This is a genomic window from Nostoc sp. C117 (genome assembly GCF_043099735.1).
GTDB lineage: Bacteria > Cyanobacteriota > Cyanobacteriia > Cyanobacteriales > Nostocaceae > Nostoc.
Window position 1 is genome coordinate 4,881,886 of sequence record NZ_CP170991.1, and the last position, 23,967, is coordinate 4,905,852.

General features: G+C 41.7%; 16 protein-coding genes. 8 read left to right on the forward strand and 8 right to left on the reverse strand.

Features of this window, described 5'->3' with window-relative positions; all coding sequences use genetic code 11:
* Positions 1-101: 101 nt before the first annotated feature.
* Positions 102-695, reverse strand: coding sequence for a DUF1517 domain-containing protein (locus ACFG4S_RS21035; RefSeq protein ID WP_392530956.1), 594 nt, complete (start codon positions 693-695; stop codon positions 102-104).
* A 74-nt stretch (positions 696-769) separates the two neighbouring features.
* Positions 770-2,344: a pentapeptide repeat-containing protein gene (locus tag ACFG4S_RS21040; RefSeq protein ID WP_392530957.1), complete on the reverse strand. Its 1,575-nt coding sequence runs from the start codon at positions 2,342-2,344 to the stop codon at positions 770-772.
* A 69-nt stretch (positions 2,345-2,413) separates the two neighbouring features.
* On the opposite strand from ACFG4S_RS21040, the gene ACFG4S_RS21045 reads away from it, so the two are divergent.
* The 5 genes from ACFG4S_RS21045 (at position 2,414) to ACFG4S_RS21065 (ending at position 12,135) form a co-directional block, all read left to right on the forward strand.
* Complete coding sequence (locus ACFG4S_RS21045; RefSeq protein ID WP_392536044.1) at positions 2,414-3,253, forward strand: prephenate/arogenate dehydrogenase; 840 nt, start codon at positions 2,414-2,416, stop codon at positions 3,251-3,253.
* A 565-nt stretch (positions 3,254-3,818) separates the two neighbouring features.
* Positions 3,819-4,124: a hypothetical protein gene (locus ACFG4S_RS21050; RefSeq protein WP_392530958.1), complete on the forward strand. Its 306-nt coding sequence runs from the start codon at positions 3,819-3,821 to the stop codon at positions 4,122-4,124.
* Positions 4,125-4,355: 231 nt separating this feature from the next.
* Complete coding sequence (locus tag ACFG4S_RS21055; protein ID WP_392530959.1) at positions 4,356-5,477, forward strand: sensor histidine kinase; 1,122 nt, start codon at positions 4,356-4,358, stop codon at positions 5,475-5,477.
* A gap of 64 nt (positions 5,478-5,541) precedes the next feature.
* The gene (locus ACFG4S_RS21060) at positions 5,542-6,216 is read left to right on the forward strand and encodes a response regulator (RefSeq protein ID WP_392530960.1); all 675 of its coding nucleotides are present in this window, start codon (positions 5,542-5,544) and stop codon (positions 6,214-6,216) included.
* A gap of 459 nt (positions 6,217-6,675) precedes the next feature.
* Positions 6,676-12,135, forward strand: a complete 5,460-nt coding sequence (locus tag ACFG4S_RS21065; RefSeq protein ID WP_392530961.1) for a Calx-beta domain-containing protein — start codon at positions 6,676-6,678, stop codon at positions 12,133-12,135.
* A gap of 11 nt (positions 12,136-12,146) precedes the next feature.
* Here the strand turns inward: ACFG4S_RS21065 and ACFG4S_RS21070 are convergent, their stop codons facing one another.
* Positions 12,147-13,358, reverse strand: coding sequence for an FAD-dependent oxidoreductase (locus ACFG4S_RS21070; protein WP_392530962.1), 1,212 nt, complete (start codon positions 13,356-13,358; stop codon positions 12,147-12,149).
* 165 nt (positions 13,359-13,523) lie between these two features.
* Between ACFG4S_RS21070 and ACFG4S_RS21075 the strand changes: the two genes are divergently transcribed.
* The 3 genes from ACFG4S_RS21075 (at position 13,524) to ACFG4S_RS21085 (ending at position 17,281) form a co-directional block, all read left to right on the forward strand.
* A complete protein-coding gene (locus tag ACFG4S_RS21075; RefSeq protein ID WP_392530963.1) occupies positions 13,524-14,072 on the forward strand; it encodes a (2Fe-2S)-binding protein in 549 nt (182 codons plus the stop codon).
* Positions 14,059-15,024, forward strand: a complete 966-nt coding sequence (locus ACFG4S_RS21080; protein ID WP_392530964.1) for an FAD binding domain-containing protein — start codon at positions 14,059-14,061, stop codon at positions 15,022-15,024. The genes ACFG4S_RS21075 and ACFG4S_RS21080 overlap by 14 nt, the downstream gene beginning before the upstream one ends.
* A 67-nt stretch (positions 15,025-15,091) precedes the next feature.
* Positions 15,092-17,281: a xanthine dehydrogenase family protein molybdopterin-binding subunit gene (locus ACFG4S_RS21085; protein WP_392530965.1), complete on the forward strand. Its 2,190-nt coding sequence runs from the start codon at positions 15,092-15,094 to the stop codon at positions 17,279-17,281.
* Between the two features lie 171 nt (positions 17,282-17,452).
* Here the strand turns inward: ACFG4S_RS21085 and ACFG4S_RS21090 are convergent, their stop codons facing one another.
* From ACFG4S_RS21090 to ssuD, 5 genes are all read right to left on the reverse strand, one after another.
* Positions 17,453-17,743 (reverse strand): hypothetical protein, encoded by a 291-nt coding sequence (locus ACFG4S_RS21090; protein ID WP_392530966.1) that lies wholly within the window; start codon positions 17,741-17,743, stop codon positions 17,453-17,455.
* Positions 17,744-18,596: 853 nt separating this feature from the next.
* Positions 18,597-19,952, reverse strand: a complete 1,356-nt coding sequence (locus ACFG4S_RS21095) for a (Fe-S)-binding protein (protein ID WP_392530967.1) — start codon at positions 19,950-19,952, stop codon at positions 18,597-18,599.
* 118 nt (positions 19,953-20,070) lie between these two features.
* A complete protein-coding gene (locus ACFG4S_RS21100; RefSeq protein WP_392530968.1) occupies positions 20,071-21,429 on the reverse strand; it encodes an FAD-binding oxidoreductase in 1,359 nt (452 codons plus the stop codon).
* A gap of 467 nt (positions 21,430-21,896) precedes the next feature.
* Positions 21,897-22,463 (reverse strand): NADPH-dependent FMN reductase, encoded by a 567-nt coding sequence (ssuE, locus tag ACFG4S_RS21105; RefSeq protein WP_392530969.1) that lies wholly within the window; start codon positions 22,461-22,463, stop codon positions 21,897-21,899.
* Between the two features lie 179 nt (positions 22,464-22,642).
* Complete coding sequence (gene ssuD / locus ACFG4S_RS21110; RefSeq protein WP_392530970.1) at positions 22,643-23,800, reverse strand: FMNH2-dependent alkanesulfonate monooxygenase; 1,158 nt, start codon at positions 23,798-23,800, stop codon at positions 22,643-22,645.
* Positions 23,801-23,967: the final 167 nt, after the last annotated feature.

A 23,967-nucleotide genomic window follows, 5' to 3' on the forward strand; every position in this document is an offset into this window, starting at 1 on the left:
TGTGAGTAGTAAGTAGGGACTACCCAACATATAGCAGAATTCAGAAGTCAGAATTACTATAGGCTGAGTTTCTCTAGTTCACTAACTTGAAATCTGCTGTATTACAAAGGAATCAATTCGGGATAATATTGCAACAGATGATCGCTAGTAAGTTCATCGCCTAACTGCGCTGGCGAGAAATGTACTTGGATTGCTCGTAGTTTACGTTTGTAATGCAAATTAATTAAAGCTTTCAAAGCTTCTTTCAGTGATTGAACGTTAGAAAGAGCGGTTTCCAATTCTGGTACTTCTCCTTCATAAGCTACTGTAATCATCACAATTACGTTGCGAGTTACGGGTATAGATAAAGGTTCATTAAATCCAGAGTCGGAACTGTAATCTGGTTCGCTAAGATATCTTTGGGCGGAGTCGGTAAATAATTCATTTACATAATCTCCTGCGTCCCCTTCATCCCAAAATACATCGCCTTCATTAGCAGCAGAAAGCCAGCAATCATCATATTGCAAGAGGGTTTGGGAGAGTTCTACCAATGCTTCTCCTAAAACTTCTAAATCCCCATCGGCATCGATCGCATCTCGTGCTGCACTATTTAACGATCCCAAAATTGGTGCTACCTCACCTCCCCCTAAGTGCAGAAATAGCCGAAAGACCACATACCGATTTCGACCAATCATTTTATTAAAGGTATCGCGCATCTGTTTCTCCAAAATTTTGTTTTGTCATTTGTCATTTGTAATTTGCTAGTCTTCCAATGCCCAATGCCCGATAACTAATTACTAATATAATGAAACCCTTTAACAAAATCCATAATCATATTTAACGAAGGTAATATATATTTTGTTGATTCACTAGATATATCATCATAGCCTGAAGCATTGAGAGTAGAACGATTAATAAATCTTTTACCAAAATTGGGATTGTCATAGACAATCAAAGTGTGGGCGCTGGAGTTTGTTAAAATTATTTGGGTTGGGGCTTTACAAAAATTCAACTTTGCAGCTACTTCTATATTTTTTTTCATCTGTTTAATTGTTGTAGCTTTACTCATAGCTTGCTCTAGAAGAATATTTAATTTTTTCACAATATCGGGTGATTTTAGCGAGCTTAAATCTGGGTTGGTAACAATCTCATTGTTAATTATTTCCAGAATATTGAAAATATTATTTTGGGTAGATACCGCATCGAGAAAAGGAAGGATGGCAATATAAGCAGTGGGAAATAATGCTTCGTCGCTATCTACGCGGAAGCTAAAAATAGTGCGACGAGACCCATTTTCCATGCTTGGGGGTTGTTTTATTCCCCGATATTCTTGAGCAATTTGATAGTAAGCACCTGCAAGGGCAAAGTTAGCTTCGTGTTCTAGGGCTGCATCAACAATAATACGGATTGTTGGCGGTGTTTCGTTAAAGAAATCTCGTGAGTCTTCGGAATGAAATTTTTGAATGATTGAGCGATCGCCTGTAGGGCTAAGATCGATCCATTCACAAGTCATACCTTCGGTTTTTAAACCAAATCTAGAGGTAGCATAAAGTTTTGCACCTGTTAAAGTGGCTCCTGTTAAGTCAGCACCAATCCATTCCGCCCTAATTAATTTTGCTTGAGTTAAATTCGCATGTACTAAACTTGTATTCGTTAAATTGGCATTGCTTAAATCTGCACCAATTAAATTCGCACCGCTCAATTTTGCGCCACTCAAATCTGCCCATCGGAGGTTCGCGCTGCTCAAATCTGCCCATCGGAGGTTTGCGCCGCTCAAATCTGCCCCGCTCAGATTAGCATGGCAGAGATTCGCTTGTCTGAGTTCGGCATCTCGCAAATTTGCGCCGGTGATATCAGAACGATTGAGATCGGCAGCATTTAAGTTAGCCATTTCTAAGTTAGCCCCGGTGAGGGAAGCGCCTCTCAAAACAGCCTCATTTAGGTTAGCGTGACGGAGATTCGCTTGACGGAGAGTCCCCTCTCGCAAATCAGCACTGCTGAGGTTAGCCTCGAACAGATCGGCACGACTGAGATCGGCGCGAATTAACTCGGCACGGATTAGTGAGGCTCCTCTGAGTTGAGCGCGACTAAGATCTGCCCGAATCAAGTTAGCTACGTTCAGACTGGCATTATTCAGGATCGCGCTGCATAGATTTGCACCACTCAATCTTGCTACATTCAGCTTGGCATTGCTCAAGTTAGCTTCACTCAGATTTGCACCGCTCAAGTTAACTATACTCAAATTAGCATGGCTCAAATTCACGCCACTGAGTTTAGCTCCACTCAAATTAGCCTCAGAGAGTTCAATACCACTAAAGTTTAAGACTCCTGCCGCGTATTTTTCTAGTAATTCCTCTACAGTCATTGATGCTACCTCTGGGATGCCAACTTATAAGTTGGTAAAGTCATAAAAAATAGAATGTCAAAATCGAAAATGAATATTGGAATTTTAGGACTAGGACTGATAGGCGGATCTTTAGGTTTTGATTTGCGATCGCAAGGACATCATATCTTAGGAGTTAGTCGCCGTGAAACCACTTGTCAAAAGGCTGTTGCCCTCGGCAGCGTTCATCAGGCATCAGTTGATCTGAGCTTGTTAGCAGCCGCAGAAGTTGTATTTATTTGTACACCTTTAGCCCTTATTGTGCCCCAATTTGTAGAATTAATCCCTCATTTGTCTCCCACTACAGTTGTGACTGATGTGGGTTCGGCGAAAGCACAAATAGTCGAAGCTATTTCTCCCCTTTGGGATAACTTTATTGGTGGTCACCCAATGGCAGGAAGCACAGACAGTGGAATCGAAGCTGCACAACGAAATTTATTTGTCGGTAAACCTTATGTACTAACACCCCTTACCACAACACCAACCACTGCAATTACAATTATTGAAGAAATTGTGCGATCGCTAGGGGCGAATATCTTTCATTGTCAGCCAGAACAACATGACTGCGCTGTAAGTTGGATTTCTCATTTACCTGTAATGGTTAGCTCTTCGTTAATTGCTGCTTGTTTAAATGAAACCGATCCAGAGGTTTTACAATTAGCCCAAAAGCTAGCTAGTTCAGGTTTTCGAGATACCAGCCGCGTAGGTGGTGGAAATCCAGAGTTGGGAATTATGATGGCACGCTATAATCGTCAAGCATTACTGCGATCGCTCCAACAGTATCGCCACAATCTCGATGACTTAACCAACTTAATTGAGCAGGAAAATTGGGCACTTTTAGAGCAAAAGTTCAAATTAAGCCAACAGGCACGACCTAATTTTGTTGAGTAGTTGTAATCGGGTACGTTAGGCTATTGATAACGTACTCATTGCTATATTTGGTTAATTAATTGCTGATTCGTTGTAAATGCTTTTTGAGGTAGTTGATGAACTTTTCTACCTCCTTTTTTGTCAAATAAACCTCAAAATTCAAAATTTATCCGTCAGAAATTATCCAAAAATGCTACTCAACAGTTTGATAATTACCAAATCGATGTACGATACAAATAAAGAGGAGTCAGTATTCAGAATACCCCATGTCTAAAGCCAAAAGTTTTATAGAAGAAGAATTCAGGGGTCAGAATGGGCTACGCCCCGCTACGCTAACAGAAATCAGAATCAATGGGAATTGAAACCGATCTCTGATTCAATATCTCTCAATTTGTATAAGTGGTGGAATTCAAGCCGTTTATTCATCCAGGATTTGCACAAAATCACTTCTGAACTCTGGCGACTGACGCCTTTATTCTTTCTTGTTAAAATCCGTTGCTCTAGACTCTTATTCATCTGCGAGTTCTCTACTAGTTATTCTGATGACTGACGCCTTTATTCTTCTGTAAATTTCTAAAAATAAACAATGGTAGAACGCCCAATCAAGAAATCAGAACGTCAGTCTCAACCAAGTACTGACAACAATGCGGAAAATTTGGATTCTAAACCTCCTATTGAATCCAACCCCAAAATCTCAAAACCAAGCCAGAATCGCTCATCCGATCGCTCATCCGGTAAAGGAAAAAAAGGATCGTTTGGGGATGACAACAGACCGCCCTCTAATCCTGCACTAATGCGGGGACCAAAACCTGTTAAACCTCCAGTCAAAGTCCAAACAGAAGTTGAAACTGAATCTGTTTCTGAACCTGTTTCTGAGGAATCTCAAGATTAACATTTTGCAGAAGTCTTCACCACAAAAAAGGCATTTATGCTGAAGGCAAGGTGAGCTATATTTACACGTTTTTAAGCGGATAAATATAGCTCCCTTAATGATTGTTCTGGATCTAATAAATTACTTAATGTAATTTTATCTTGATTATTTAAGCTATTTTGATTTCTGATTACTGAAATATTGGCAAGTTAATATCTAATTACTACTTGATTGACTTTAGCATTATTCTCGATGAATTCCGGAAAAACATATAGATTTATCAGTCAATTATTGACTATCAAAAAAGCACTACATGAACGTGGGGAGACATATTCACTAATAGCGATCGCCTTTGCAATAGTTATAGCTTTAGAATACATGACACCGCCTGAGTACGTCTTTGGTTACCTTTACACAGGCACGATTTTGTTAGCAGATTCTCGATTGAATCGCAAAGCAGTATTGGGAGTAACTTTTGCAGCTACAGGATTAACATTGTTAAATTTGTTTATCCCAGGAGGAGAAATAATTAATCTCCCAACATTAGCAAATAGGTTAATTGCAGTATTGGCTTTGATAGTAACTGCTTGGTTAAGCAATCGCAACCGCCGCAATGAAGAAGCGATCGCTTATACTCAAGCACAATTACGCTCCCAAGAACAACTAGCGGCAATGCGTGAAGATTTTGTTTCTACTCTGACTCATGACTTAAAAACACCCCTACTTGGAGCAATTGAAACCCTAAAATATTTGCAAAATGAGCAATTTGGTGAAGTCACACCAATGCAAGCAAAAGTACTGCAAACAATGGCTCGTAGTCATCACAGTACACTGCAATTAGTCCAAACTCTTTTAGATGTATACCGCAATGATGCCGAAGGGCTAAAACTACAGATATCGCCGATTAATTTAGCCACTGTGGCAGAAGAGATCGTAGCCACCCTGACTGAATTAGCGAAAACACGTCAGGTTTATATTTCTCTACACTATGGCGAATCAGATTTTCGCAGCTTTCTTTGGGTAAATGGCGATTCCTTGCAACTAGGGCGAGTTTTCACCAATCTTTTGAGTAATGGCATTAACCATACTCCTCGGGGCGGTAAAGTAGAAGTAGTACTTGAAAGTAATTCTAGCGATCAAGTGGTAAAAATACTCGATACTGGTTCGGGCTTTACTGAAGAAGAGTTGCCACACTTATTTGAAAGATTTTATCAAGGACATAGCGATCGCCACCTCTCAGGATCGGGACTAGGGCTTTATTTGACCAGACAAATTATTACAGCTCATGGGGGTACAATTTGGGCAGAAAATCGCTCACCACGAGGCGCAGTGTTTGGTTTTCGACTCCCTGCTTGTCCACCACCAGGGAATTGAGGAGATGAGGAAGAAGAGAGAGAAATAAATAACTAATGCCCAATGCCCAAATAAGAAATAACAAATGACAAAAATCTTACTGGTTGAAGATGATGAATTATTTCGGCTTGGTTTGCGGATGCGGTTGCAACAAGAACCCAGCTTAGAAATTGTCGCAGAGGCAGAAGATGGGGAACAAGCTGTAGAGTTAGCAAATCGTTATCCCCTGGATTTGGTTTTGCTGGATATAGGTTTACCAGGCATTGGTGGGATTGAGGCTTGCCGTCAACTCAAGCAGAAACACCCAACTGTACCAATTCTGGTTTTAACGTCTCGTTCTGAAAAACCCCTGATTTCGCGGTTAATTGCGGCTGGGGCACAAGGTTACTGTCTCAAAGGTATACCAGCTGAGTCTCTGATTTTAGCAGTGCGATCGGTTGCAGCAGGTGCTTCTTGGTGGGATCAAACGGCGACAACAGAAATTAGAGCAGCTTTTGAGGGTAATTCTACGGCAGTGCTAACTGCAAAAACTGACGAACACCTAGAAAATCCTCTAACAAAGCGGGAACAAGAAATTTTGGCACTGGTAGCAGCTGGCAAAAGCAATCAAGAAATTGCTGAAATTCTCTACATCGCCCCTGGTACAGTACGAGTTCACGTCCATGCGATATTGCAAAAATTAGAAGTACGCGATCGCACTCAAGCCGCAGTCTTAGCGATCCAAAAAGGATTGGTAGCACCAGAATTATTGATTAATTAGATTCATTCATCTAGCTGCTAAGGCTGATTTAAGTGCAAATATCGTGTTTTTTACTTACAAAGAGCATAAGTTGCTTTTTTAATAAAGGCGATCGCTAAGTCCTAAAAATAAATCTTAAAGACAGAAAATTTCTAAACTATATTAGAGTCACTCTCATTTATTTAAGTATAATTACGGTTGATTGTATTCTCTCTACAGTATAAATTTTGTTATCCTGGCAAAATATAGATAAAACATAGCTTAATTTTTCTAGGGTGTATTTAATCGTATAAAAACTAGAAATATTGCGGTTTTTTCCAATAAACAAGAGGTTTTATTACCAATTGGATTTGGCGATGGAAGCGAATGATTCAACATTCGCTTCCTGTTTGGTGTTGTGTGATAAATGCTATTAACGTAAACGCTTAGAACTAACAAGTATCTTATTCAATCCAGAGTTTTATTACAGGACAAAAATATATGACCACAGAAAATAATCCTTCTAAAACCCTAAATAATTCTGCTAAAAAGTTGCTAGAAGCAGGTAGAAATATTGTCTTTATAGATACAGCAGTTCTCGATTACCAAAGCCTGGTAGCTGGTATCACACTCGGTAGTGAAGTCGTTATCCTTGACCATAATCGAGACGGTTTAACGCAAATCAGCGAATTTCTGGCAGGATGTAAATCTAACTCAGTTCAATCAGTTCATATTGTCTCCCACGGCGGTGAGGGAAGTTTGCAATTGGGGTCAACTTACCTTAGCCTCACTAACCTTAATAGCTATGCAAATCAGTTACGAAAGTGGGCAAATGTTTTAACTGATAAAGCTGATATTTTACTTTATGGCTGTGATGTAGCTAGTGGTGAAGGCACAAAATTTGTACAGCAGATTAGTCGAATTACTGGAGCAGATGTTGCGGCTTCCACAGACAAAACCGGAAGTGCAGCTTTAGGTGGTGACTGGGATTTAGAAGTGAAGACAGGGAAAATAGAGGCTTCTCTGGCATTTAAACCGGAAGTAATACAGGCTTACCAATCGATTTTGCCAGTTAGTTTTACTGGCACATACACTCAAAACTTCAACACATTAAATACTGCCGGAACACCAGCTTGGGTTAATGATTCAACTCTTTCAGGCTGGTATTCCACAAGAACAACTTACAGCCTTGGTTCAGGCACTAATAACACAGGTGGATTGTACAGTTTTGGTACAACCACAGAGCGGGCACTCGGTTCTGTAGCTTCTGGCACTACAGGAAATATTTATTATGGGTTGCGCCTCCAAAATAATACAGGTTCACCTATTACTAAGTTGCAAGTAAATTATACAGGTGAACAATGGCGTAATGGTGGAAATACATCGCAGCAACAGCTCAAATTTAGTTATCAAACTGGGTCAACTGTCACAAGTTTAACAACAGGAACGTGGACGCCTGTCACATCACTAGATTTCACCGGGCCAATTGCAAATGCAACCGCAGGTTCTCTGAATGGTAATCAAACTGCCAATCGAACTGTCATAACGCCTGTAATAGTTAATCTAGCTACCCCAATCGCTAACGGTGAAGAGATTATATTGCGTTGGGAAGATATAGATGATGGAGGTAACGATCATGGTTTAGCCATTGACGATGTATCTGTCAAAGTAGATGGCACTACCTATATAGTAACTAACACCAATGACAGCGGTGCTGGCTCCTTAAGGCAAGCTATTATCAATGCCAATAACGATCCAGGGATTGAGACAATCCTCTTCGATCCGACTGGAATATTCGGTGATGCCACCCCCGACACCATTACCCTCACTTCTGGCGAATTGGATGTTACTCAAGGAGTCATCATTCAAGGAACTGGGGCTAATAAACTTACCATCAGTGGTAACAATACTTACCGTGTTTTTAATGCCAGTGCCTCCCTCTCAATTGATGGGTTGAATATAACTGGGGGAAAGGCAGCAAATGGTGGCGGGATCAACAGTACCAGTAGTGTCACAGTCAGTAATAGCACTTTTTCTGGGAATACTGCCACCACCAGCGGCGGCGCCATTTATAGCAGTAGTAGTGTCACAGTCAGCAATAGTAGTTTTTCTGGTAACACCGCAAACACTAACGGCGGCGGGATTTACAGCAGTAGTGCCACAGTCACCGATAGCAGTATTTTTAGCAACATAGCCAACCTTGGGGGAGGTATTTACAGCACCAATGCCACAATTAGCAATACTACTATTTCTGGCAACACTGCTAACAGCAATGGCGGCGGCATCTTCAGTAGCGGTAGTAATAGTAGTGTCGCTATAAGCAACAGCACTATTTCTAGCAATACGGCAAAAACTCATGGTGGCGGCATCTACAGCACCAATAATACTACAGTCAGCAATAGCACTATTTTTGGCAACACTGCTGATAGTGATAACAATACCCAAGGTGATGGCGGCGGCATTTATAAATCTGGCGGCACAGCAAGCATCAGCAATAGCATCATTGCTGGCAATATTGACCCAGGTAATGAAGGAGCCGATGTCTATGGTAATAACTTCAATACCAATGGTTACAACCTAATTGGCAAAATTGCTGGTAAATCATCTGGGACTCTGGGTACGGGTACAGATATTATTAACCCCAACCCCGGACTCAAACCGCTAGGAGATTACGGTGGTTCTACACAAACTCATGCTCTATACTTTAGCAGCCCTGCCAGGAATGGTGGCGATCCGGCTTACAGTGGTGGCTTAACGAACGATCAGCGTGGCACAGATTTTAACCGGATTGAAAGCGGGAGAATTGACATTGGAGCATTTGAATATGTGCTTCCAAAACTCAACTTTGGTGCTGCTACATACAATACGACAGAAGATACTACCGCCACTACAATAACTATTTCTGTTACCTTGGATGCCTCTCCGGAAACTGCTGTCACAGTTCCTATTGTTGTCAAAAACACTAGCACAGCTACTAATGGCAACGATTACACTTTTTCCCCCACTAGCATCTCTTTTACTGCTGGGGCGACAGGCGCAAATTTAACACAGCTAATTACTTTTACTATTAACCCAGACGATTTACCTGAGAATGCAGAAACAGTTGTACTCAACTTCGGTACGCCAACAGGCGCTGATTTGGGGACAATAACTGAAACTACTCTAAATATTGCTGCTAATGATGCGATTCAATATGCAATTTCTACTCCTACCTCAAGTTTAACTGAAGGTAATAGCGGGACTCAAGCTATTACCTTCACGGTTACTCGCAGTGGTGGTATTGGCGTGGCTAGTACCATAGATTATGCTTTTGGCGGTGCGGCAACTTTTGGCAGTGACTATAACAATATTCAAGTTACGGGTGGAGGAACTGCTGCATCCGGGACTTTAAGCTTCGCTGTTGGGGAAACCACAAAGACAATTACAGCTAATGTTTTGGGTGACAACACATTTGAAGCCAATGAAGACATTAATGTTATTCTGAGTAACCCCAGTATCATAACTGGAGCGCCAAATTCCACAATTACTAACAGTTCGGCGACAGTAAACATCATCAATGATGATAGCCAACCAACTATTAGCATCTCAGATGTCTCGGTTACTGAAGGGAATACAGGTACAACAACTAACGCTAACTTCACTATCAGTCTTTCTAATCCCAGTTCTCAGCAAGTTACTGTAAATTACAACACGAGTGATGCCACTGCTCAAGTTGCTGACTCTGATTACAATTCTGCTTCCGGGACAGTTACTTTCAATCCTGGGGAAACCAGTAAAACCCTTAGCATTGGTGTTGTAGGCGATAACAAATTTGAAACCGACGAGACATTTTCCGTCAATCTTTCGGCTCCGACAAATGCCACAATTACTGATGGTTTAGGATCTGCTACCATCATTAACGATGACAGCCAACCAACTATCAGCATCTCGGATGTCTCAGTTGCTGAAGGTAATACAGGCACAACAAATGCTAACTTTATTGTCACTCTCTCCAATGCCAGTTATCAGCAAATTACTGTAAATTACAATACTAGTGATGGTACTGCTCAAGTTGCTGACTCTGATTACAACTCTGCTTCTGGGACGATTACTTTCAATCCTGGGGAAACGAGCAAAACTCTTAGCATTGGCGTCATCGGTGATAACAAAGCTGAAACCAACGAGGCATTTTCTGTCAATCTTTCGGCTCCGACAAATGCCACAATTACTGATAGTTTAGGAGTTGGTACTATCATCAATGATGACAACCAACCAACTATCAGTATCTCAGATGTCTCAGTTAGTGAAGGCAATACAGGTACAACAACTAATGCTAACTTTACTATTAGTCTCTCCAATCCTAGTTATCAGCAGGTTACTGTAAATTACAACACGAGTGATGGTACTGCTCAAGTTGCTGACTCTGATTACAACTCTGCTTTAGGGACAATTACTTTCAATCCTGGGGAAACGAGCAAAACTCTTAGTATTGGCGTTATCGGCGATAACCAAACTGAAGCCGACGAGACATTTTCTGTCAATCTTTCGGATGCGACAAATGCCACAATTACTGATAGCTTAGGAGTTGGTACTATCATCAATGATGACAACCAACCAAATATCAGTATCTCAGATGCCTCAGTTACTGAAGGCAATACAGGTACAACAAGTAATGCTAACTTTACTATTAGCCTCTCCAATCCTAGTTATCAGCAGGTTACTGTAAATTACAACACGAATGATGGCACTGCTCAAGTTGGTGATTCTGATTACAACTCTGCTTCCGGGGCGATTATTTTCGCTCCTGGTGAAACGAGCAAAGTTATTAGTATTGGTGTCATCGGCGATAACAATTTTGAAACCGACGAGACATTTTCTGTCAATCTTTTGGGTGCAACAAATGCCACAATTACTGATAGTTTAGGAGTTGGTAGCATCATTAACGATGACAGTCAACCAACTATCAGCATCTCAGATATCTCACTTCCTGAAGGCAACACAGGCACAACAAGTAATGCTAACTTTACTATCACTCTCTCCAATCCTAGTTATCAGCAGGTTACTGTAAATTACAACACGAGTGATGGTACTGCTCAAGTTGCTGACTCTGATTACAATTCTGCTTCCGGGGCGATTATTTTTGCTCCTGGCGAAACTAGCAAAACTCTTAGTATTGGCGTCATCGGCGATAACCAAACTGAAGCCAACGAGACATTTTCTGTGAATCTTTCAGGTGCGACAAATGCGGCGATTGCAGATAATTTAGGAGTTGCTACCATCATTGATGATGATAACCAAACAACTATCAGCATCTCTAATATTTCCCTTCTTGAAGGGAACGCAGGTACGACAACTAATGCTAACTTTACCGTCACTCTCTCCGCAGCGAGTTTACAGCAGGTTACTGTAAATTACAACACGAGTGATGGCACTGCTAAAGTTTCTGACTCTGATTACAACGCTGCTTCCGGGACGATCGTTTTCAATCCTGGCGAAACCAGCAAAACTCTTGGTGTTGGTGTCATCGGCGATAACAAATTTGAAGCCAACGAGACATTTTCTGTGAATCTTTTGGGTGCTACAAACGCCACAATTACTGATAGCTTAGGAGTGGCTACTATCATCAATGATGACCAACCCCCAAGCATCAGCATTGCAGATGTATCACTGAAAGAAGGCACAACTGGGATGACAACTAATGCTAATTTTGTTGTCACTCTCTCTAATGAATTCTATCAACCGATAGTCGTAAATTACAGCACGGCTGATGGTACTGCCCAAGAATCTGACTCGGATTACAATTTTGGGTTGGGTACAATTGTTTTCAACCCTGGCGAAACTAGCAAAGTTATTAGTATTGGCGTCAGAGGTGATAATAAAGTTGAAGCCAATGAAACATTTTTTGTCAATATCTCTGGTGCGGCAAATGCTACGTTTGCTAATAACCAAGGAATCGGTACTATCCTCAATGATGACCGCTAATGGTTGACATGTTAGGAGCATCCTTTTTTGGAAGAGATAAAAGATGATCCATAATTATATAGCCATTTATTAAAATCATCAGGAAGTGTCGTTTGCTGCTGCTGTGTCTGCTCACTAGATGTCACAGTATTGACATCATAGTAGCGCATCTCACCCAAAGCACTACGAGCTTGAATGATTTTTGTACGCTCAATGCGACTCTGTTCGTAGCTAGTTAGAGCATCTTGCAGAGTAGCTGAGTGGGAAAAACACTCTCCGAGTTCGTATGCATCTTCAAAAGTGGTATTGGCTCCTTGTCCCATAGCCGGTGCCATCGGATGAGCGGCATCACCTAAGAGAGTGACTCTGCCTTGGCTCCAGTGGGTTAAGGGGGGGCGATCGCAAATCGGTCCTTCCCAGATTTGCTCGGCTGGTGTCGCTTGAACCACCGCTAGAAAAGATTCGTCCCAATCGGCTAATTCTTGGAGAATGCGAGATTTGACCTCATCGGCGCTGTGAGAAAGAGAGTAATCAGGTGACAACTTCCGACTAATCCAACTGGTATAACCATCCCCCACATTCAGAATGTACATGAACTGTTTGTTGCCCTTCACAAAAACGAGTTCATATTCATTAAATAGCTCGTGGTGATATTTGATGACGGCACGCCAACACATACTACCAATATAGTTAGGCTCACTCTCGCCAAATAAAGTTTCTCTGATTACAGAATTGACGCCATCAGCGCCAATCAGCAAATCTGTATATACTGGTTTTTGACCATCAAAATGAATTTCCACACCGTTTTCATCTTGCTCAAAACCGATGCAGCGATGATTGAGGTGAATGATTTCAGAGGGCAATCTCGATGCGATCGCTTGCTGTAAACGATACCACCAAACTGTCAGTAATGGCTGTCCGTATTCCTCTAAGTATTTAGTTTGGTTAGCACGAATTGTTTCATTGCGAATATTCTTTAAAACCGTGTGGTGAACCTCACAGCCCGAACTTTTGAGAGTTTCAACTATTCCCGGTGCGATCGCCTCCAAGGAGTTCAAGCCATTAGGAGCCAGTCCTAGTCCCGTTCCCGCCGGACGAAATTCTTGGGCTTTTTCGTACACTTGAACATCAATACCTTGGCTTTTCAGTGCTATGGCAGTAGCCAAACCGCCCAGACCTGCACCGATAATCGCAACTTTATTTACTATTGGTTTAGATAATTTCTGAGTTAGATTTATGTTCATAATGAGAAATCAGGCTGACAAACTCAAATAAATACAATTGCGTCGATTTTGGTAGTAAACTCTGAAAATTCGACTTTACATATCTCAAAAACCTACTGTACTGAACAAAACTTACTGTATCATTTTTGTATTCAAAAGAATTGTGGACAGGAGTTTGTATTAAATATGGAAGAAAATTCCTTAGCTTCAATCAATTCAAACTCTCTGACCCAGGAATTGAAAATATCCGGTTCAGAGGAAGTAGAATTATCACTGAATATCAATAACATATCCTACTCACTAAAGCTAGAACCTCGGGTCACTTTACTTGATGCACTACGGGAAAAGCTGGGTTTAATGGGTACAAAAAAAGCTTGCGATCGCGGTGAATGTGGTGCATGTACTGTACTAGTTAATAATCGGCGAATTAACTCCTGTATGACCTTAGCAGTCATGCACATTGGCGCTGCCATCACCACAATTGAGGGAATAGCCCAAGATGGGAAACTCCACCCTTTACAAACAGCTTTTATTACTCATGACGCCTTTCAATGTGGATACTGCACATCGGGACAAATTGTATCTGCCGTGGGGATGATCTTAGAAGATATGCCAAAATCTGAAACAGAAATTCGCGAAAAAATGAGTGGAAACCTTTGCCGCTGTGGAGCATACCCGAATATTATTGCAGCAATTCAGAATGTGGTAGAGGAAATGGAAAATGCAGCCATTTAGTTATGCTAAAGTTAGCTCACAAGAAAGAGCGATCGCCACAATTGAGCAAGATAAAACTGCGGTATTTATTGCTGGTGGTACTGATTTATTGGGGTTAATGAAAGATGGAGTACAAACAGCGAAGAAATTAATTGATATTAATAGCTTACCTTTAGCAGATATTGAATTTCAAAATAATGGAGTTTCCATTGGTGCAATTTCCCGAATGAGTGATGTAGCTTTTCATCCTCAAGTTCAAGAGTGTTATCCAGTAATTAGTCAGGCTTTATTACAAAGTGCTTCACCACAGCTGCGAAATATGGCAACCGTAGGCGGTAATTTACTACAACGAGTCCGTTGTGGCTACTTTCGCGATCCAGTTTTTCCTTGTAATAAACGGACTCCAGGTATAGGTTGTGCAGCCATTACAGGTCATAATCGAATGCACGCAATTTTCGGAGCTAGCGAACATTGTATAGCCGTTCATCCCTCCGATTTAGCTGTAGCTTTGACGGCATTAGATGCAATTATTTGCATTCAAAGTGTAGAAAAATCACGTCGAATTTCAATTCATGATTTTTATCTGTTACCAGGCGAGACACCAGAAATAGAAACTGTATTGCAGTCGGGAGAATTAATTGTTGCCATTGAAATTCCCAATTTTGCATCTAAATCTCATTATTTAAAAGTTAGGGATCGTGCTAGTTATGAATTTGCTCTGGTTTCCGTAGCTATTGCCTTAGAAGTAGAAGAAGATATTATCAAATCAGCCCGAATCGCTTTTGGTGGAGTAGCGCCTAAACCTTGGCGTGGATGGGAAACTGAGGAATTCATCAAAGGAAAACCAATTAATCTAGCTACATTCACAGCCGCTGCGGAAGTCGCAATCAAAGAAGCGAAACCGCAAACACACAACGAATTCAAAATTGAATTAATCAAACGCGCTTTGATCCGTGCGTTGTCAAATTCTTAGCCTCACGCAGAGGTGCACAGAAGTGCGAAAAATCGGACAAACCTCTCCAAAATTTAACTTTCCAGTTATGAATAAAATTATCGGAGAACCAATAGATCGCGTTGATGGTAGGCTGAAAGTAACGGGAGAAGCACCATATACAGCCGATGTACCCATAGAGAATTTGACTTATGGCGTAATTTTTGCAAGTGCGATCGCCAATGGTAAAATTCTCCAAATAGACACATCCGCAGCCGCAGCCGTTCCTGGTGTAATAGATATCATTACTTACGACCAAACACCATCTTTGGTAAAAATACCCTTCTTTTCTTCTCCAGAAAGTCAGTCAATTGAGAAAGATGACAACATCTACTACAATGGTCAACACCTGGGCATTGTAGTTGCCCAAACTTTAGAACAAGCCCAAACCGCCGCTTCTCTCGTAAAAATTATCTCCGAGGAAGCACCGCCAACAATGACATTGGCACAGGCTGAAATATTTGAGCCAGAAACACTATATTTTGGTATGATGCCAGGTACAATTACCAGAGGCGATATTGAATCAGGGAAAGCACAAGCAGATATTCTCGTGCAGCAAGTTTATTCCACGCCAATGGAACATCATAATCCCCTAGAACCTTCTGCAACCATAGCCATGTGGGAGGGGGATAATTTAACATTGTATGAAACTACTCAAGGCGTTTCTGCAACTCAAAGAGCGATCGCATCTGTTCTGAATATTCCCCAAGAAAATGTCCGCGTCATCTCCAAATATTTAGGCGGAGGATTCGGTTGTAAAGCACTATTAAGGTCTCATACTATTCTGGCAGCGATCGCCGCCAAACAAGTCAATCGACCTGTAAAAGTTGTCTTAACGCGATCGCAAATGTATACAAGTTGCGGCTACCGTTCCCAGACGCAACAGCATCTAACGCTAGGTGCAACCAAGTCAGGTAAACTAACAGTCATTACTCACACTGGCACATCCTTAACTTCTCTATTTGGGGACTTTGTGGAACCCGTTGGTGCGGCAACAATAATGATGTACGCTTGTGACAACTTAGAAGTAAAATATCGTTTGGGACGGATCAATGCTGGCACACCAACCTTCATGCGCGGTCCTGGAGAAGCAACAGGAATGTTTGCCCTGGAATCGGCAATGGATGAACTAGCATCTGCCTTAAATATTGACCCCATTGACCTGAGACTGAGAAATCATGCAGATGTCGCTCCCAATACAGGATTACCTTGGTCAAGTAAATCCCTGAAACAATGTTATCAAAAAGGCGCAGAAATTTTTGGTTGGTCACAACGTAACCCAATTCCCCGTTCCCTGCGAGAAGGTAATTTTTTCATTGGCTGGGGAATGGCAAGTGCGACATTTCCCAGCAACTCAGCTTCAGCATCAGTCAAAGTAGAAATTTTTGCCACTGGAGAAGTTAAAGTCCAAACTGGGACTCAAGACATCGGTACAGGAACTTATACAGTGATGACTCAGGTAGCTGCTGAGGTATTAGGCTTACCAGTGGAATTTGAACTCGGTGATAGTCATTTTCCCAAAGCCCCCATCACCGGGAATTCAATGACAGTAGGTAGTGTTTCCCCGGCGGTACATCAAGCAGCGATCGCCGCACGAGATAAAATAATTAAAATGGCGATCGCCGATGTAGATTCACCTCTGTATCAATCTCAAGCAGAAGATATTACAATTGAGTCAGGGCAAATATTCTTAAAACAAAATCCATCCCAGCGAGACAGTTACACCGATATTTTGCGCCGTCAGGGATTAGAAAGTTTAGAAGTCACAGAAGAAACCTCACTTAACCCAGAAAGTAAAAAATACGCCAAACATTCTTTTGGTGCCATCTTCGTTGAAGTCGCTGTTGATGAACTTTTGGGAGAAATCAAAATCAGACGTTGCGTAGGCGTTTATGATGCAGGACGAATTCTCAACTTCAAGACAGCACGGAGTCAAGTTTTGGGTGGAATTACTTGGGGAATCGGGATGGCCTTGATGGAAAAAACCGTAATGGATGCGAATCAAGGCAGAATAGTTGGTGCAAATCTTTCAGACTACTTGATTCCCGTTCATGCAGATATCCCAAATATGGAAGTCCAATTTATTGAAGAACAAGATGCTTATGTAAACGCGCTAGGAACCAAAAGCCTCGGAGAACTTCCCATAGTTGGCGTAGCCGCAGCCATATCGAATGCAGTTTATCATGCTACAGGTAAACGGATTCGTGACTTGCCAATTACACCAGATAAGTTGCTGTGAGTGAAATTGAAACCTACAGAAGAATTGAGCCGATAACCTTCACGGCTTAGTAATTTAACTGACCACTTTTACCACTATTTTCATAGCATCTTGTAATTTTGCTTCACCTTCTGAATCAATACAGTTCAGATAAGCCCAAAACCCTCATGTAGAGACGCGATTTATCGCGTCTTATCTACGACCAATGACCTTTAAGTAAACCGTGTTGCCTTCTGAATCTAAATTAGCTAAATTAGCTAAATTACCTTCAAGAACAAGTAGTGTTAACACAGATCCTTTGCTAGGATTGTCAGGACAGTTAAAACATTTATCATCCTTTTGAGATAGAGACGTCTTGCTTTTTCTATTGTTCACTTCACGCTTTTTTTTTGTATCAAACATCTTCATATTTCTCACAAACTTAAGTGCCGTTCCTAAAGCAGACAAGCCCATTATGCTAGAAATGATCGCTATAATCTCCATAATTTCCTCCGAATTAAGACATCGCTAGATACTTGCAAAAAAGACTGGTAGCAAAAGAAAAGAAAAATATAGCTGCCGTAGTATAAAATATCATTCTATAATCGGGTGGACTAGTTGTTGTTCGACTATCTACTCCAAGGTACCTGATGAAAGGATAAAGCAGCCCAGCAGTTAAGGTAGTCAAAAAGCAACTACCGACGATTAGAATTTCATACCATTGATTTAATTGAGACCTAATTAGGATATTACCTATTGATTCCGCCCCAAAAGATACAGCAATTATTAGTAACTGCCCATCTTTGTAATGTTCATAGTCAAACCATGGTTTTGCGTCAAATAGCCTAACCAGACAATCAATTCCTAATGGAAGCACTGAGACTACAAATGTAAATAATAGCCAAACAAGTACTTCTTTTGGTATTGGAGGCAACATAATTATGTTAGATCAATATAATAACGTATTGTCTAACAAAAAATAAATTCAAATTGCAGAAAACATACAAAAAGCTTAGTCAAAATTGTTTGTTAATGTAACTTTTTTAGGAAAAAAATTGTTCGTTAGTATAACTTTTTTAGGAAAAAATTATATTTATATTTTCCGCTTACCTAATTCCTGCAAGCGGTTTATCTTTGAAGTCAACAACCCAGCAACAGATGCGTAGGTTAGGTGAAAAGTAGTGAAACCCAACGTCAAAACTTTAATTTTGACGTTGGGTTTCGTTCCTCAACCCAACCTACATATATCTCTTCCTCTCTGCGCCGATCACTGAGTGTTGATCATTAAGGGTAGCCGAAATGAGCCGAAATGCTGCGCCTCTGCGTGAGATAAAAAGTATTCCCCCTCGGCAACTTTCTAAACTTCCAACTTCACACCTCGAATGGAATAATCCAACAACTCCATCGGATGAATAACCGAAATTTTCTTCCCCTGCAACTGCAAATGCTTAGTAATTTGCAAAGTACACCCCGGATTAGCAGAAGCAATTAATTCAGCACCAGTATTTAACAAATTTTGTACTTTTTGCTGACCCAATTCTTCCGAAACTTCTGGTTGCAACATATTATAAACCCCAGCGCTGCCACAACACAAAGCCGCATCTATCGGTTCTTTCAACTTCACTCCTGGAATTTGGCGTAACAACTGACGCGGTTCGACGCTAATCTTTTGTCCGTGCAATAAATGGCAAGCATCTTGATAAACTAAATTCAGAGGTTCATCAGTCAACGGTGATAGTTTCGTTGTTAACCCAACAGTTGCCAAAAACTCTTGAGCATCTTTCACCTTCGCCGCAAAATCCTTTGCCTTTTCCCGATATTCTGCGTCATCTTCTAAGATATGTCCGTATTCTTTCAAAGTATGACCGCAACCAGCAGCATTGATAATCACAAAATCCACATCAGTCTCAGCAAAACTATCAATCATCTGCCTTGCTAAAGCCTTCGCCTGTTCTGTTTGTCCTTGGTGTTCGGGAAGCGCTGCACAACAACCTTGAGATTTGGGAATCACAACTTCACAACCGTTCGCTGTTAAAACTCGCACCGTCGCTTCATTTACTGGAGAAAAAAACAGCCGTTGCACGCATCCCAAAATTACCCCAACCCGATAACGTTTCTCACCGTTAGCAGCAATCACAGTCGGCAAATTATCTTGAAAAGATTTGAGAGTAATTTCTGGCAGAATAGATTCCATTGCTGCCAACCGGGGAGATATTTTCTTCAGTAAACCCGTAGTGCGAAATAACTTAGAGAAACCCAACTTTTGATAAACCAACAACGGAACTAATAAAACGCGTAAAAGATGAGGATAAGGAAACAGAGAAAATATCAATTGACGAATTAATTTATCTGGTAAACTGCGGGGATAATTGCGTTCAACTTGGTGACGAGTTGCAGAAATTAACTTGTCATATTGCACACCAGAAGGACAAGTACTCACACAAGCCAGACACCCCAAACAAGAATCAAAATGTTCTACAGTTGCCGTATTGAGAGCAATTTCACCCTCATTAATTGCATCCATCATATAGATGCGTCCTCTCGGAGAATCCATCTCCTTACCCAGCACCCGATAACTAGGACAGGTCGAAAGACAAAAGCCACAATGCACACAACTATCAATCAACTTAGGCTCAGGTGGATGATTTTCATCAAACCCTTTCAAATTCTTCAAACTAGCCGTCTTCTTAACAGAATTTTCAGAAACTTGCATAATTAATTCTTTTCCCCTCTCTTCCTTAGCACCCTTTGCGTCTTTCTCCCTTGGCGTTAGCCTCTCCCTTTGGGAGAAGGGGAGACGCTAACGCAAATGCGGTTCGTTTTCTTCCAACTTAAATTCCACCCACAAACCGACCAGGACTTAAAATATTCTTACTATCAAACTGTTCCTTAATCCCACGCATCAACGGCAAAGCATTCCCCGTATAACCCCAAACATCTACTTGTTCTTTAACCCCCACTGGTGCATCCAGAATTGTTAAAAAACCACTATTAGCTTGAGTCCTTAGGCGCAGCCCGCCGTAGGTATCGCCTCCGCCGGAGTGTAGCTTATCGCGCATTTGTAAAACCTGACTTTTATCCTCTAATTGTAACAAACCTAAACCACTACTAATATGAATTAAACCCAACTCCACCTGAGACAAAATCTCTATGGCAGCAGTAGGTAACACTCCTATCTTGCAGGTAATTACGGATTCTTGCACAGGAGAATGTATTCGTTCTTGCAATCTTTGCCATAGATTAGCTTCATCTGCATCAGCATAAATTGCCCCATCTAAATCCAACTTTTCTCCTAATGACAAAACTCGGTTTGACTGTTCCTTAACACTTTCACTAATACTTTGAAACCGAGCAATTAAGCCCAACCCTTCACCCAAACCCAAGCTAGACACCAACTTAGTTGATAACAAATCAGCCTGGACTGGTGTTAATGCCGAACCTCGCAGAATATCAGCGGCTTGAGATACAGCCTCAGCTTTCCCAGTTAGTACCACCGTTGCCGATGCTTCTTGTAACGGGTACAGTCGGAAAGTTAGTTGACTAATAACTCCTAATGTGCCGTAAGACGCAGTAAACAACTTCATCAAATCATATCCGGCGACATTTTTAACTACTCTTCCTCCAGCTTTGGCAATTTGTCCATCAGCACGCACAAAAGTAATACCTAGTAATTGGTCGCGCACACTACCATAACGTTGTCGTAGAGAACCTGTATCACCTGTAGCGACAATACCGCCAATAGTTGCCGACTCTGGTGCAGTGGGGTCAAGGGCGAGAAATTGCCGTGACTTTGCCAAAAGTGCTTGGAGATGAGAAAATTTCATCCCAGCTTCTACAGTGACAGTCAAATCACCCACAGCGTGTTCAATCAGTTGGTTAATGCGTTCTGTACTGACTACAACATCAACGCCCTTAGCTAAACCACCCCAAGAGAGTTTACTACCACTACCACAAGGGAGGACGCCCCAGTTATTTGTGTAAGCTGTGGCAATAACTGCGGCTAGCTGTTCTTGGGTGCGGGGATAAACGATACAACTGGGGGAATGTCCAGAAGCTATTGCCTGTTGAATACGTTTTTGCTGACCGAGTTCGATATTTTTCCAAAGGCAAACAGCATTTTCTTCACCGACGATAGATGTAAGAACAGAAGCGCACATGCCTTGCGGCTTGTCGTTAGACATCGCTTTCATTAAGTTTATTTTTTTACGCCCTACATCTAATTTACTGGTTAACCTGACCAAAAAAGCGCATTCCCAATGTAACAAAGACGCAGGTCAATGCAACAAAGGCGCAGGTCAATGCAACAAAGGCGCAGGTCAATGCAACAAAGGTACAGGTCAATGCAACAAAGGCGCAGTTTAAGACAATACGGTTCGGTTAAAGGGGAAAGGTTAAAGGGACCCATGTTTTGAATACATCCTTTCCCCTTTACCCCTTCCTTTCCCCAGACCACACTCGATTGTGAAAAATGCTTATCCGAACCGTATTGCAGTTTAAGAAACTTGTATGTACACAGATTAAATATTTTCGGACTTAGACTGTCTAAGATCAAGACTCAAAAATCTAAGCCAGCTTTTGACTCTCTTTAAAAAAAAGTAACAGATGGGTAAAAATTACCCCTCTGCTACAAACAAACGGAGGTATAAACTTTGATTATTTAATTGGCATGAACCAATTCTTGAGGCGCAGCAGCATCGTATTCTACAGCTTTCACAAATTCCTTGAGAACGTCTTTAAGTCTTTGGTCAATTTCTTCATCTAACAGAAGGCTATTGTCAGCTTGTCGTTGAATTTGTTTATCTACCGCATAAACAGTAGCTAGAATATGCCGCGCTCCTAATTCAGATAACACAGGTTTTAGGGCATATTCAATTGCCAATAAATGAGCGATCGTACCACCAAGAGCAATTGGTAATATGGGTTTACCTGTTAATGATTTTTGTGGCAACAAATCTAAAAATGTTTTCAGTACTCCTGTGTAAGCAGCTTTGTAAATTGGGGTGGCAATAATCACACCATCTGCCTTTGCCAGTAAAGCTTTTGGTTCTTCTAAAGCAGGACTATCATATCGTCCAAAAACTAAATCTTCAGCAGGTAAGTCCCGAACTGAAATAATGTCTACATGCAAGCCTTCTTGTTGTAAAAGCTTGGCGGTATATTCGACAAGACCGTAAGTTCTAGATGGATGAGTTGGACTACCAGCGATCGCTAAAACATTTGTCATTTTATCAAACTCCTATTAATGGGTATGCGGATTGGGGACTGGGGACTAGGGACTAGGAGACAAGGAGATAAACAAAACTCCTAACTCCTAACTCAGCATTCCTAACTCAGCACGGGCTAAACGCCCCGCTATCCATGTACAGCACTCAGCACTCCCAATGCCCAATACCTTAAACTTTACTAGGATATGGATGTAGCTTTCTGTTTGTGTTGCTGAGGAAAATCTTCATTTGCCACAATCTCGCCAAATGGACTCAAGACATGTTGCTTTTGTACTGCGGGTAGATTTTCTAATGGCAGGTGAGGGAATAGAAGTTCTGCAACTCGATAAGCTTCCTCTAAGTGGGGATAACCAGAGAAGATAAAAGACTCAACACCCAAAGCAGCGTATTCCAATATCCTGGCTGCAACTGTTTGCGGATCGCCTACTAAGGCAGTTCCGGCACCACCCCGTACTAAACCAACTCCCGCCCAGAGGTTCGGACTAATCTCTAATGCCTCTCGATTACCGTGGTGTAATTGAGTCATGCGCTGTTGTCCAACTGAATCCATCCGCGCATAGGCTTTTTGGGCTTTAGCGATCGCTTCTTCATCTACATACTTAATCAATTGATTCGCCGCATCCCAAGCTTCACTCTCGGTTTCCCGTACAATCACATGTAGCCGAATCCCAAACCGCAAGGTTCTTCCTTCGGCCTCTGCCAATCTGCGAACTGAGGCAATCTTCTCGGCTACTTGCGCTGGTGGTTCGCCCCAAGTCAGATAAACATCTACGTGTTTAGCAGCAATTTTTTGAGCAATGTCAGAAGAACCACCAAACCACAAGGGCGGATATGGCTTCTGCACTGGTGGAAACAGCAGTTTACCATCTTGAATGTTGAAATAGTCGCCCTGAAGATTAGCTGATTCACCACTGGCGATCGCTCGCCATACTGTCAAAAATTCATCTGTTAATTCATACCGCCGATCGTGACTCAAATGCAAGCCATCCCCCGCTAACTCTATGGGATCGCCCCCTGTGACTACGTTAATTAGCAAGCGTCCTCCAGAAAGGCGATCGAAAGTTGCCGCCATTCGCGCTGCTACTCCCGGTGACACCAAACCAGGACGAATGGCTACCAAAAAACGCATCTGTCGCGTTAGTGATACCAGCGTTGACGCTACAATCCAAGCATCTTCGCAAGAGCGACCTGTAGGTAGCAATGCCCCTGTGTAGCCAAGGTCATCCACCGCTTGAGCAATCTGCCGCAAATAGGGAAAGCTGACTGCTCGTCCGCCTGTAGCAGTTGCAAGATAGCGCCCGTCACCGTGGGTTGGGATGAACCATAGTAGCTGCATAAGTTCTGTCCTTTTAAACTACGGTAAACACACAGAAATACCGCTCTTTGTTTATCGCTTTAGAGTATTGCATATTCCACTTAACTAAGCAAGAATTTTTAACTCCTGTATCTCTATCAATTAAATGTATATTTAAGTTGTAAGCTGTTCTCACTTTTCACAGGAAC